A 12,600-nucleotide genomic window follows, 5' to 3' on the forward strand; every position below is an offset into this window, starting at 1 on the left:
GCCGATACCGCGTCCAGGTCCCCCATGAGCAGCGAGCCCGACGCGGGCATCTACGCCCGCGAGTCGGCGTACCTCGAGCGATACGTCCAGGTCGGCGTCGCAAGCGCGCGCGTCCTCTCCGTTTCCTTTCCAGCGACGCCCGAGGAGGACGCCGGCACCGAACTGGCGCTTCTGGACCGCATCGACGCCTATCTCGAGGGCGAGGCGGCGGACTTCTCGGACGTCGACGTCGCCATGACGATGCCGACCGACCAGCGGGCCGTCCTGGAGACCGTCCGGGAGGTCCCCTACGGCCAGCAGGTGTCGGTGTCGGAGCTGGCCGGCATGACGCCGGAGCTGGACGCCGACGCCGAGGGCGCCCACCAGCTCGTCCGGACGGCGCTGGCGGAGAACCCCGCGCCGCTCGTGGTTCCGGACCACCGGGTCCGGGACGGCCCCAGCGCCGCGCCCCCGCCGGTCGAACAGCGGCTCCGATCACTCGAAGGTCTCTAACGGTCACCCGCGATCGGTCCGGCGTTCGATCCGCGCCGGAAACGGCGAAGGCGTTACCACAGCGGTTCGAGTACGGGCGTCAGGCGGCGGTCGGGGGGTCGTCGCCCCCGTCGCCGCCGCCGTCCCCGTCGGCGTCGTCGGCCGCCCGGATGGCGGCCCGTCGCTCGGCGATGAGATCGAGATCGGCGTCGACGTCGCCCAGCACCAAGAGCGCGTAGTACCGGAGATACGTGAGGACGGGGACCTGTACGAGGGCGGCGAGGGCGAGGACCGCCAGGAAGTAGGCGAAGGCGACGACGGCGACCACGACGATGCCGGCGAGTTCGCTGACGAGCACGTAGAGCGCGACGCCGATGGCCGCGAGCAGGCCGAACGGCGCGAGGAGGACGACGGCGCCGATCAGGACGCCGATGCCGACGAGGAGCCCCCCGACCAGCCCGAGCAGGAACGCCGCGACGGCGTAGGCGAGGTACTGCTGCCACTGGGCCGTAATCGTCGACCAGAGCCGGCGCCAGGCCGGGAGGACATTGCGGTCCTCGAGGATCATGATCGGGACCACGAACGCGGTGGTAAAGGCCTCGACGAGGCCGGCAATCAGCGCGAACAGGACGAACACCGGCACGAGGAGGACGAGCAGCGCGATGGAGACCCCGCCACCGACGCCACCGAACGGGCCGACGTCGAACAGCGGCGCGAGCACGGGCAGGAGGAGGACGGCGACCCCGCCGAGCACCAACAGTCCGATAGCGATCCGGAAGGCGAACAGCCGGACGCCCTGCCGCCAGCGGCGACTCCAGAACCGGCGGACTGCGACGGTCTCCTCGCGGAGGCACTCGACGAAGACGAACTCCATAATCGATCCGATCAGGCCGAAGACGAGCGCGACGAGGACGACGGCGGCGACGACGGCAGCGACGAGCAGCCACACGCGCGGCCCGAACTCGATCGGCATCCCCCCGGACGGGGTCCCGCCGGTCCCGCCGTCCCCGCCGGTGGTGTACTGGAGCGGGGTGTTGCCGCCGACGCCGCCGAGGAAGAAGACGACGATGGCGAGTTTCACCCAGTCGGTCCGGTCCCGCGGCCGGAGGAAGGCGCGGGTGGCGTCCAGAGCGTCGTCGAGAGCCTCCAGGGCGTACAGCGTCATGGCCGCGATTTCGACGCCCCTGGTCTTATAGCTCGACGCCGTTCCCGGCGGGTGGGAACGACGAGAAAGGCGCGTCGCCGCCCGGCCGGACCGTATCGCGGTCGGGGCGGTACGGGCGCTCGGGCGACGGCGGAGCGGTCACGCCTCGCTGGCCGCGAGCAGTCGCTCGTAGACGGCCCACGAGGAATCACCGGACGGCTCGGCGTCGTCGACGCCGTCGACGGCGACGCCCGACCCCGCCTCGACGCGGCCGGCGACGCCGACCGGCGTGTCGCGCGCCTCGAGCGCCGCGACGACGGCGTCGGTGTCGGCGGGGTCGACCGCGACCACGAGGGTCCCGGAGGTGGTCGCCCGCCAGGGGTCCATCCCCAGGGCCTCGCAGGCCGCCTCCACGCCGGGCCGGACCGGGACGGCGTCGGCGTCGACCGAGAGGCGGACGCCTGCGCCCTCGGCCATCTCGTGCAGCGCGCCGAGCAGGCCGCCCTCGGTGGCGTCGTGCATCGCCGTCACCTGTCCCGCGGCGGCGGCCGTCAGGGCGTCCCGGACGGCGGTCGCCTCCTCGAGGCGGGGCTGTGCCGTCGCGAGGGCCTCCCCCGAGAGCGGCACCTCCTCGGGGAACAGCGTCGACAGCAGGCCGACGGCCTCGACGGCGGGTCCCTTCGTCACCAGCAGGTCGTCGCCCGGGCGGGCGCCGTCCGGTCGCACGATTTCGTCGGGATTGCCGACCGCTATCCCCGTCGCGGCGCCGACCCAGGGGAACGACGCCCCGGCGTAGCGGGCGGTGTGGCCCGTCACGACGGCGACGCCCAGTTCGCGGCACTCGGCGTCGACCGCGTCCCACAGGCGCCCGAACTCCTCGTCGGTCATCTCGGGCGGCAGCGCAAAGGAGACGGTGAGATGGGTGGGCGGGATTCCCGAGACGGCGACGTCCGCGAGGACGATGTCGATGGCGAAGCGGCCCGCCCGCTCCCACCCGAGGGCCGGCAGCACCGAGACGGGGTCGGTCGCGATTACGACCGCCCGGTCGCCCACCTCGAGGACGCCGAAGTCGACGCCGTGTTTCGGGCCGAGGGCGACGTCGTCGCGGTCGGCGCCCAGTTTCGGCGCGATGCGGTCTTCGAAGAACTGCCGGGAAACCTTCCCGCTGTCGGGCATGGCCGAACGTCGACCGGCGGGGGCTTGGACGTGTCGGCGCGGTGGCGGCGTCCGACGTGGTCAGGCGACGTGGTCCTCTACCTCTATGTCCTCGTCGTCGAAGCGGACGACGATTCGACGGTTGTCGTCGACAGTGTCGCCGTGCCAGTCCAGGTCGTCCTCGAGCGTCTCACCGCCGCCTGTCTCCACGGACGCCGTCACCTGCCCCGCCTCGTCGAGCGCGGGGACGTTCTCCCAGATGACCCCCTCACCGTGTGGAACCAGAATCGACAGTTCCAGCGTCGCGTCCTTCCCCGAGTCGGGAACGAACCGAACGGACAGGGTCCGGTCTTCGTCACCGAGGTTGGTTAACCGGAGGTCCTCGAGCCGGTACCCTGGTGCCGGCGTATCCGCCGGTGTGTCGGTCCGTTCCGGAGTCTCTGTACTGGTCTGCTCCGTCGGCGTGGAGTCCGATTCGAGGCCAACACAGCCAGCCAGCAGTCCGGTCGCCGCTGTGAGGATGGTTCGTCTGTCCGGTGTCATGTTCTTAATGATACCCTGCGGTGTGCTCGGCGGACCGCTCAAAAGCACTCTTTTCACAATCGCTGTGTTGATACGTTTCTCCATCTTTCCATCCCGATTTTGTGTCGCAAGTACCTCGGGAGGCATCATCACCGCCTACGGATAATGGGGTCTCCATATCACCGGTCCAGCCATCTTGTGTAACAATGCCTAAGTCGTGTTCGGATTGTTCGGTCATATTATCTACATTACTACACAGGTTTGACCTAGATGCACAGTGGCCAAATTCATGAAGAACTGTATCAGCTACACCGTCGAGATCTCGATTGCCCTCGTCTGTGGTTGCAACCGCACTGTTATCCGTTTTCCATATGTTGTCTCCACTGTTCGTACCAAGAGCAACATAATCTGTAGAACAGGTATGAATTAATGCGTGGCAGCCCTGATGAATAAGGTCATTGTTGTTTCGCTCTTCATCCCACTGGGCCACCACAGAGATATCTGATCGGCAGTCAGGCGTCCAGTTTCGTATGGACCTTTTTTCTACTGTGTAACCTGAAATATATCCATCGTTGTAGGCAATATCAAATCCGTCGATGACCCAATTATATGCGTGACTCAAATAGCCATCTTCCACGTTATCTGTATCGTATACGAAAACCCACGGAGAGTCGTGACCGTATTCATCCCCTTTTTGCGTTCTATCTAAGTAAATTTCGTATCCCATACTTACTCACCACCCGTAAACGCGTAGACGGTACCCGAGTCAGACGTGACAAATAACGTATTATTAGCGATCGCAGGGCCGTGAATACGACCTTCGTCAAGTTGGAGTGAAGCCATTCTTTTACCAGAATTTATGTCAAAGTATTTTATTTTGGAATCCCACTCTGCATTTTTCCTCCCACTTCCGGCTACAAATGCCGTGTCGCCAGCTATTGCTGGTTTGATATAGTCAGAGTTGAATCTTCTACTCCATATCGTCCTGCCAGTCGTGGTATTGATCATACTTACGTTCGCGTATCCCCCAAATATGAGTGAGTCACCGGTAACTGCAATTCCGGGGGAGTCCGTTTTTGTACTTTTTTTGCCTCGTTGAATCACAAGACAGCGTCGGGGTAGGATCGATTATTCGCGGTTTCACGGCGCCAGAGACGGATTCGTGGACTCAGAAGATGCAGTCGTTGTCAGGAGCGGCGCTCGCTGAAGGGTCACAACTATGGTATCTTGTTCCGTTGATCCAGCGACGACGGCGATGCCTCTCCCGGATACGTCCGGAGAAGGGGAGCAGGCGGCGAGCCCCTAACTCGCCGCCTGCGTCAGGTTATGCACGATGCACTTCCGAGTCAGCTCCCGGAACTGGCCGTGCCAGCTCCGGGAGCGGAGCTTCTCGCCGTCGTCCTCCTTCAACTGCGAGAAGCCGGTTTCACTCATCCAGCGCTGGTTGTAGTCATCGTTCATCCGGGCGTTGTGAGCCTTCTGTAACGGTGTCTGCTCCCTGTGTTTGATCAACGGTCGCGTCGAGTTGGAGCGACACTCCTCCCGGAGGTCGCTCCACGAATAGTTCGCGTCGGCAGACAACACCCGCAGGTCTTCCGCGTTCCGGCGGAAGACCTGCATCCCGATGTGACCGTCCCACGCCTTCTTCGTCGTGTAGTGAACGTCCTTGATCGCCAGGGAGTTCACGTCGATCAAGATGGTCGTCTTCAGCGACTGCAACGAGTAGTTCGCGCGGTCGCGGTAGTGGTAGCTGGTTTGATCGCGCTGGAAGCCACTCGCGTCAATCGCGGCTTCACCACTCCAGCCCGCCTGCTCCGCCGACGCGCGGAGCAGGCGGCGGAGTTCCCGCATCCGGTACTGATCTTCCCACCGGCAGAACGAACTGTAGTGCGGTGCTTCCTTGAGTTCGAACACGCCGAGGACATGTGGCATCTCGTTGAGGTAGTCCTCGGTCTCACGGAGACTCTTCTCCAGTTCGACGCGGAACAGAATCACCGCGATTTGCACCCACTCGGCGTACCCGTCCGCGCCGTCCGGCGCGGCGGGTACGTCCGGGTCGTCAACGTGCTGTTTGGCAAGGTTTCGACACATCCAGGCAAGCCGTCTGAGCGATGCCATATCGCCAGACGGCGTCCATTTCCGGGTTAATCTGGCGGAATATCACCGTGAGAACGCCTGAGGATACCCTTAGTCGGCGGCAAAACAAGGCAACTTTTTTCCCATATCTTTGACCCAGTCTCGGGATCTACGCCACAGAGTCGTCCAACCGCACCCACTATAATTACGCCTTCAGAGATTGCCACCTCTTTAATATCGGTTGGTAAAGAAAAGGTCCAATTTTCACGACCGTTTGATAGTTGTAGCGAGTGCACCGTTCCTCGCCGGTGACAGTTGTCTTCGGAAACACCTTTTGTAGCAACGAAAACGGAATTTGAATCAGAAACAACTTTTTGAGGCGTATTTCGCTTTCCTACATTAAATTTCCATTCGGCATTTGGTTCGCCACGTTTAATCGCTCCGACGCCAGTTCTATCAGAGAATATTATTTGATCATTGGTTGATATACAATCAAAAAAGGCCCCCCAAACTGTTCGTGATCTCTCTGCTACCCTCCGTAGATCCAGACTCTGAAGATTTTCTTTCTAACTTCCCTTTAAATGGCAGAATAACAGAGCCGTTTTTAAACACAGGTGATGAATATGTGTAACTGTCTGAATCATACTCCCACTGTTTCTTTCCAGTTTTTATATTAACTGAAATGATCTCCAAATTGGGCCTTTTGACGCCTGTTATAATCCTGTTGTTACCAATTATTGGCGAGATCGCATCACCGCTTGGAATTTTTGTGGACCACTTTTTTGTTATACTACTCGGTGAAGGAGCTTGTTCTGACGCAACACGGCTCGTCCCTCCAGGGTTGGCGTTTCGCATTGGCCAATCACCTTTCCGTTGAGAGCTAGTCGTTGCCTCAACGTTGCTGGTTCTGCAAAGAACAGCACCTGTTGTGCTACTCAGGGCTGCCGTGCCCAACACTTTTCTTCTTGATATGTATTGTCGGCTCACACCTAACATTACTATAAATTTACTTAGTATTTATTCTTTACTATCTAAAATATAGTTATTATTCTCTCTGAGAATTGATTATGATTACTGCAATAAATTATAATCTCATACGTAGAAACCAGCACTGCTATAGTAGAATCTGGAAGTCTTTGCAGGGCAACCAGCCGAAAACCGGCGTTTCCTGTCCGCCCTCAGAGATTCAGAGAGGAGTGTGAGTAGATACTTCTGGAGATTACTATAGTTCGTCCGTGCCGACTGCAGACGGTTCGACGCCGCAAACGGGGGATATTGCTTTATGTGTCGGTATTCTATCCTCTCCCATGACACGGAACGACGAGGGTGGGTCCCTGGAGGACATCCCGGGGGTCGGTGGGGAGGTCGTCGACGGCGGCGCGGCGGCCGGCGCCGGTGACGTCGACGACGTCACGATACTCTTCGTCGACGACGAGCGACAGCTCCTGTCGGTGCTGGCCTCGAACCTCGAGGAGGACGTCGAGGACCTGGAGATCGTCACGGCCAGCAACGCGACCGAGGCGATAGACCGCCTCGAACAGCTCGACGTCGACTGCGTCGTCAGCGACTACAAGATGCCCGGCACCGACGGGCTCGACCTCCTCGAGCGGTGCCGCGACATCGACCCCAACATGCCCTTCATCCTCTTCACCTCGAAGGGCTCCGAGGAGATAGCGAGCAAGGCGATAAACGCAGACGTCACCGACTACCTCCAGAAGGACCTCAGCGGCGAACAGCTGGCGCTGCTGTCGAACCGCATCGAGAACGCGGTCACAGAGCGGCGGGCCCGCGAGGCCGTCGAGGACGCCCTCCAGCACCTCCAGCGCATCCACGACCGGGTCTCGGACGCCTACCTCGGCCTCGACGACTCCTTCCACATCACCTACCTCGACGAGGACGCCGCGGTGCTGCTGCAGGACGGCCGCGAGCAACTGCTCGGCGAGCGGCTCTGGGACGTCCTCCCGGGGGCGGTCGACTCCCCGCTGCAGACCGAGTTCGAGCGGGCGCTGACCGCCGACACCAGCGTCGAGTTGGAGACCTACTACGAGCCGTTCGAGGCGTGGTTCGACGTCCGGGCGTTCCCCGCCGACGGCGGCCTCTCGGTGTACTTCCGGGACGTCACCGAGCGGAAACGGCTCGAAGAGGCCGTCGAGGCCCGCGAAAGCGACCTCGAGGACGTCGTCGACGCCCTAGAGGAGATGGGCGAACACTCCGAGATGCTGCTGGAGCTGGCCGAGGAGGTCGGCGAGGCGTACGACGGCGACGACGAGGCCGACGAGGAACTCGTCGCCGGCGTGCGGAAACTGCTCGGCGGCATCGGCTCGCTGCAGTCGATGGCCGCCCCGCACGACGACGGGGCGTAGCCCCGCCGCTCACCTCCCGAAGGGCCGCCAGTCCAGCCCCTCGACGGCGACGAACTCGGCGGCGTTGACGACGTAGTGGGCGACGACGACGACGAGCAGGCTGTTCGTGACGACGAACGCGACGGCCAGCGCCAGCCCCAGCAGGCCGGTGACGAGGACGCCCAGCCGTCCCTGTGCGCCGTGGCCGGCCGCGAAGGCGACCGACGACAGGACCGCCAGCGGCCACGGCGAGACGTCGAAGCCGGCGGCGAACCCGCCGACGAGCGCCGCCCGGAAGAGCAGTTCCTCGAAGCCGGCGATGACGGGCAACACGACGCCCAGCAGGACGACCCAGCCGCCGGCCGACTCGGGCGCGAGCAGTTCCCGGAGTTCGCGGCTCGGGTCGGTCCCGAGGGCGTCGGCCAGCCCCGCGGCGACGGCGTTGGCGAGCGAGATGGCGACCCCGACGCCGAGGCCGACGGCGACCGCGAGCAGGCCGGTGCTCGCCGGGGCGTCCGTGACGCCGAGCGCCGACGCCGGGACCCCGGTCAGCCAGATGCCGCCGACCAGGAGTACGGCGAAGAGTCCGTGGGAGACGGCGACGTTGGCGAGCAACGCCGCCGTCGTCGGTGCCGGCGGCGACGACTCCAGCGTGGCCGCCGCCGGCGAGTCGTGGTCCGGCGCGGTCGCCGTCGTGGCGTCGAGGTGATCGGCGCCGTCGTCGAGGCGGTCCAGTCGCCGGCGCTCCCCGTGGTGGGGACCGACGAGCGACTGTGAGGCGCGGGCGAGAACGAGAAGCAACGACAGCACGGCGAGGGTGATGCCGGCGAAGGCGGCCCACCGGGTCACCGCGCTACTGCGGCGAGGGGCTGCCGGTGCCGCCGACCTCGCGCTGTTCGAGCGCGGAGCCGGTGATGTTCTTCAGGCGGTCGATCAGCGAGTCCTTCTCGGGCTCGCCGGCCAGCGCCACGTCGAGCACCTCGGAGATGTGCGAGACCGGGACGATCTCGATCTGCTCTTCGTACTCGTCCTCTATCATCACGTCCTGTTCGTTGGCCTTCGGGATGATGACCGTCTCGAGACCGGCCTTGGCGGCGGCCTCGATCTTGTGGGTGACGCCGCCGACGGGCAGGACGTCGCCGCGGACCGACAGCGAACCGGTCATCGCCAGGTCCTGCCGGACGGGGACGTCCTCCAGCGCCGAGATGACGGCGGCGGCGACCGTAATCGACGCGGAGTCGCCGTCGACGCCGCCCTCGCCGGCCTGGACGAACTGGATGTGAACGTCCTTCTGGGAGATGTCCTCGTCGGAGAACTTCTTGATGATGGCGGAGACGTTCTGGACGGCCTCCTGTGCCATCTCCTTGAGCTGGCCGGTGGCGATGACCTCGCCGGGACCCTGGCTCGGGGTCACCTCGGCCATGACGGGCAGGACGATACCGGAGTCCTCGCCCATGACGGCCAGGCCGTTGACGCGGCCGACGACGTCGCCCTCGTTGACGGTCAGCTCGTAGTCCTTGCGGCGCTCGATGTAGTCGTCGGCCAGCTGCTGCTCGATGGAGCGCGAGCGGGCCTTCGCCTGCAGGACGTCGTCCCGCGTCGTGTAGTCGCGGTCCTCGGCGCGAGCGATGTCGCCCGCCACGCGGATGAGCCCGCCGAGGTCGCGGAACTTCAGCGAGAGGTGCTGCTTGCGGCCGGCGCGACGGCGCGCCTCGAGGATGATCTCCTCGATGGCCTCGTCGGTGAACGGCGGCAGGCGGCCGTCGTTGGAGACCTCTTGCGCGACGAAGCGGGCGTACTTGCGACGCATCTCGGGGCTGTCCTCGATGGTGTCGTCCATGTACACCTCGTAGCCGTACCCCTTGATGCGCGACCGCAGCGCGGGGTGCATGTTCTCCATGGCGTCGAGGTTCCCCGCTGCGACCATGATGAAGTCCGTCGGGACGGGTTCGGTCTGGACCATCGCCCCCGAGGAGCGCTCGCTCTGGCCGGTGATGGCGAACTCGCCCTCCTGGATGGCCGTCATCAGCTTCTGCTGGCTGCGGATGTCGAGCGTGTTGATCTCGTCGACGAACAGCACGCCCTTGTTGGCCTTGTGGATGCCCCCGGCCTCGACGCGGTCGTGGCTGGGCGTCTCCATGCCCCCGGACTGGAAGGGGTCGTGGCGGACGTCGCCCAGCAGTGCGCCGGCGTGGGCGCCAGTGGCGTCCTCGAACGGTGCGACCTGCTGGTCGGCGTTGTTGACCAGCAGGTTCGGCACCATCGCATCGCTGCCCCGGCTCATGTACTTGAACGCCACGTAGATGACGCCGGCCGCGATGAGGCCCAGAAGAAGGGCTTCGGCGATGATGATGGCGTAGCCGAACACGACGAGGATGATGATCCACATCAGGAACGACTTCATCTGGTTCCGCTTGCGGGCCTCCTCCTTGTGGGCCTCGACGATCTGTTCGCCCTTGCCCGCCGGCACGGTCCGGACCTTCGGCTCGTTGCCGTCGTCCGGGTTGTGGTAGACGAGCACGTCCTGCAGCTCCTCCTTGGGGAGCAGCTGGCTCATCGCCTTCGCAAGCATCGACTTCCCGGTCCCCGGGGAGCCGATCATCATGACGTGGCGGCGCTGCTTTGCCGCCTTCAGCACGATGTCGCGGGCGTGATCCTGCCCGATGACCTGGTCGACCAGCCGGTCGGGAACCTTGATCTCCTCGCTGGAGCCGATCTGGAGCCCGCCGAGGAGGCCGTCCTCCTCGTCTTCGTCTATCTCTACCTCGGCGTCGACGTGTACGTCGCTTCCGAGGTCGGAGCCGTCCAGCAACTCCTCGTCGTCGCCCAACTGCTCGTCGGCTCCCCTCTCGGTTGGAGTCGGCCGCTCGTCGGGGTCGGACTCCCCGGAGTCCGGCCGTGGCTCCTCCGTCGGGTCTCGACGCCCGTCGGCGTCGGCGTCTGATTCCTTTTCGTTGCTCATAGAACCGTTGCTATACTCGAAGATGAAGGGATGTCGATTGATATACTTTCTCCCCAAAGCAAGGTTCGACACCGGTAAAAAACGCAGGAGAGCACCGGCTTCGTCTTCGGCGCCGGTCCCGCGATTGCCCGACTCGTCGGGTTTATAAAATCGCGCGCCGACCGCCCGGTATGACCCGCGGCTTCTACATCGGCCGCTTCCAGCCCTTCCATCAGGGCCACTACGCGATGGTCGAGCGGATAAGCCAGGAGGTCGACGAACTCGTCGTCGGCATCGGCAGCGCCGACCAGTCCCACACCGTCCGTAACCCCTTCACGGCCGGCGAGCGCATCATGATGATAACGAAGGCGCTCGTCGACCTGGACGTCGTGACCTACGCCGTCCCCATCGAGGACCTCAACCGCAACTCGGTGTGGGTGAGTCACGTCCAGTCGATGAGTCCCCGGTTCGACGTGGCGTTCTCCAACAACCCGCTGGTCGTCCGTCTCTTCGAGGAGGCCGGCATCGAGGTGCGCCAGTCGCCGATGTACCACCGCGAGGAGTTCGAGGGCGCCGAAGTCCGCGAGCGCATGGCCGCCGAGGGCGACTGGGAGTCGCTGGTCCCGACCGCCGTCGTCGAGGTCATCGACGAGATAGACGGCGTCGACCGCCTCCGGCAGATAAGCGCCAGCGACGCCAACGGAGAAGGGAACGGCGACCCCTCCGCCGACTGATGATAACGCTCGCCTCCGACTTCGGTACGCCGTACCCCGCCGCGATGAAGGGGACCATCCTGCAACGGTGTGACGCCCGGCTGGTCGACGTCGGCCACGATTTCCCAAGACAGGACGTCAGGACGGCGGCCTTCTGGCTGCGGGAGGTGCTACCGGAGTTCCCGCCCGCGGTCCACCTCGTCGTCGTCGACCCCGGCGTCGGGACCGACCGGGCGGCGCTGGCCGTCCGGGCCGGCGACCACGCCCTGGTCGGTCCCGACAACGGCGTCCTGCTGCCGGCCGCCCGCACGCTGGCCAACGGCGACCGGGACGTCGACGCCTACGAACTCGCCGTCGAGAACCCCCGGAGTTCGACGTTCCACGGCCGGGACGTTTTCGCGCCCGGCGCGGCGGCCGTCCACGAGGCCGGCATCGACCGCCTCCCGGAACTGGAGGGCCTCTCGCCCGCCGAGGACGTCGTCGACCTGACGTTCCCGACCGCCGAGCGCCGCGAGGACGGCGCCACGGGCGAGGTGCTCGTCGTCGACGACTTCGGCAACGCCGTCACCAACGTCGACGGCGAGGTGCTGGCGGGCCTGGAGACGATCACGGTGAACGGTGAATCGGTTGCGGTCGTCCGTTCGTACGCCCACGCCGACGCCGGCGACCGGGTCGTCACCGTCGGCAGCCACGGCAACGTCGAACTGGCGGTCACCCGCGGCCGCGGCGACGAGGCCTTCGGCGTCGAAGCCGGCGACGGCGTCGACCTCGAGTGGTGACGGGATGGGGCCGACCGCCGGTCGGCGGCCACCACCTACGTCCGCTTCAGCCGCCGGGCGAACAGCTCCTCCGCGAGCAAGAGGAGGTTGTACGCGACGGTGACCGAGAAGCCGACGAGCGCGAACGCCAGCGAGACCGGCGGCTCGAGGAGGTGGACGACGGCGGCGGCCGCGGTCAGGCTGCCGGCCGTCGAGACGACGTGGACCATCGACGCCACGAGCGCCGAGTCGGCCGTCTCGACGTCGGCCGGCTCGAAGAAGCCGCGGAAGGCGACGGCAGCCAGCGCCGCGAATCCGACGAGCGCGCCGAAGACGTACGCCATGGCCCCCGTCAGGGCCGGCACGCCGTAGGCGTCGATGAGCAACGCGCCGGCGCCCCACACCGAGAGCGTGTAGCCGTAGGCTTCGGCCTCGCTCGCGAGGTTGGCCGCAAGCGTACGTCGGAGATTCATCGGTC

General features: G+C 64.8%; 15 protein-coding genes. 4 read left to right on the plus strand and 11 right to left on the minus strand.

The window, feature by feature from the left end; translation table 11 throughout:
- The first annotated feature begins 24 nt into the window (after nucleotides 1–24).
- Entirely contained in the window at nucleotides 25–492 is a 468-nt protein-coding gene (locus NLF94_RS16440; protein WP_254838715.1) for an MGMT family protein, read from the plus strand.
- Nucleotides 493–571: 79 nt separating this feature from the next.
- Here NLF94_RS16440 and NLF94_RS16445 read toward each other — a convergent pair whose 3' ends face one another.
- From NLF94_RS16445 to NLF94_RS16475, 8 genes are all read right to left on the minus strand, one after another.
- Nucleotides 572–1,636: a DUF7544 domain-containing protein gene (locus NLF94_RS16445; RefSeq protein ID WP_254838716.1), complete on the minus strand. Its 1,065-nt coding sequence runs from the start codon at nucleotides 1,634–1,636 to the stop codon at nucleotides 572–574.
- 138 nt (nucleotides 1,637–1,774) lie between these two features.
- Entirely contained in the window at nucleotides 1,775–2,791 is a 1,017-nt protein-coding gene (locus NLF94_RS16450) for an AIR synthase family protein (RefSeq protein ID WP_254838717.1), read from the minus strand.
- Between the two features lie 60 nt (nucleotides 2,792–2,851).
- Nucleotides 2,852–3,313, minus strand: coding sequence for a hypothetical protein (locus NLF94_RS16455; RefSeq protein WP_254838718.1), 462 nt, complete (start codon nucleotides 3,311–3,313; stop codon nucleotides 2,852–2,854).
- A 4-nt stretch (nucleotides 3,314–3,317) separates the two neighbouring features.
- Nucleotides 3,318–4,019: a hypothetical protein gene (locus NLF94_RS16460; RefSeq protein ID WP_254838719.1), complete on the minus strand. Its 702-nt coding sequence runs from the start codon at nucleotides 4,017–4,019 to the stop codon at nucleotides 3,318–3,320.
- A 2-nt stretch (nucleotides 4,020–4,021) separates the two neighbouring features.
- Entirely contained in the window at nucleotides 4,022–4,396 is a 375-nt protein-coding gene (locus tag NLF94_RS16465) for an outer membrane protein assembly factor BamB family protein (RefSeq protein WP_434085368.1), read from the minus strand.
- A gap of 198 nt (nucleotides 4,397–4,594) precedes the next feature.
- A complete protein-coding gene (locus NLF94_RS16470; RefSeq protein ID WP_254838721.1) occupies nucleotides 4,595–5,410 on the minus strand; it encodes an IS5 family transposase in 816 nt (271 codons plus the stop codon).
- Between the two features lie 26 nt (nucleotides 5,411–5,436).
- Entirely contained in the window at nucleotides 5,437–5,916 is a 480-nt protein-coding gene (locus tag NLF94_RS21010) for an outer membrane protein assembly factor BamB family protein (RefSeq protein ID WP_350355885.1), read from the minus strand.
- Nucleotides 5,861–6,223, minus strand: coding sequence for a hypothetical protein (locus NLF94_RS16475; protein ID WP_254838722.1), 363 nt, complete (start codon nucleotides 6,221–6,223; stop codon nucleotides 5,861–5,863). Before NLF94_RS16475 ends, NLF94_RS21010 begins: the two co-directional genes overlap by 56 nt.
- 452 nt (nucleotides 6,224–6,675) lie before the next feature.
- Here NLF94_RS16475 and NLF94_RS16480 point away from each other — a divergent pair, with 452 nt between their 5' ends.
- On the plus strand, nucleotides 6,676–7,731 hold the full coding sequence (locus NLF94_RS16480; RefSeq protein WP_254838723.1) for a response regulator: 1,056 nt from the start codon (nucleotides 6,676–6,678) through the stop codon (nucleotides 7,729–7,731).
- Nucleotides 7,732–7,740: 9 nt separating this feature from the next.
- Here the strand turns inward: NLF94_RS16480 and NLF94_RS16485 are convergent, their stop codons facing one another.
- Nucleotides 7,741–8,559: a CPBP family intramembrane glutamic endopeptidase gene (locus tag NLF94_RS16485; RefSeq protein ID WP_254838724.1), complete on the minus strand. Its 819-nt coding sequence runs from the start codon at nucleotides 8,557–8,559 to the stop codon at nucleotides 7,741–7,743.
- Nucleotides 8,560–8,563: 4 nt separating this feature from the next.
- Nucleotides 8,564–10,672 carry an ATP-dependent protease LonB gene (gene lonB / locus NLF94_RS16490; RefSeq protein ID WP_254838725.1) on the minus strand — a complete coding sequence of 703 codons (2,109 nt, stop codon included), beginning with the start codon at nucleotides 10,670–10,672 and terminating at the stop codon, nucleotides 8,564–8,566.
- 170 nt (nucleotides 10,673–10,842) lie between these two features.
- On the opposite strand from lonB, the gene NLF94_RS16495 reads away from it, so the two are divergent.
- Entirely contained in the window at nucleotides 10,843–11,385 is a 543-nt protein-coding gene (locus NLF94_RS16495) for a nicotinamide-nucleotide adenylyltransferase (RefSeq protein ID WP_254838726.1), read from the plus strand.
- Nucleotides 11,385–12,143: an SAM hydrolase/SAM-dependent halogenase family protein gene (locus tag NLF94_RS16500; protein ID WP_254838727.1), complete on the plus strand. Its 759-nt coding sequence runs from the start codon at nucleotides 11,385–11,387 to the stop codon at nucleotides 12,141–12,143. Before NLF94_RS16495 ends, NLF94_RS16500 begins: the two co-directional genes overlap by 1 nt.
- 35 nt (nucleotides 12,144–12,178) lie before the next feature.
- Here NLF94_RS16500 and NLF94_RS16505 read toward each other — a convergent pair whose 3' ends face one another.
- Nucleotides 12,179–12,595 (minus strand): hypothetical protein, encoded by a 417-nt coding sequence (locus NLF94_RS16505; RefSeq protein WP_254838728.1) that lies wholly within the window; start codon nucleotides 12,593–12,595, stop codon nucleotides 12,179–12,181.
- Nucleotides 12,596–12,600: the final 5 nt, after the last annotated feature.

The sequence above is a fragment of the Natronomonas marina genome (genome assembly GCF_024298905.1).
Lineage (GTDB): Archaea > Halobacteriota > Halobacteria > Halobacteriales > Haloarculaceae > Natronomonas > Natronomonas marina.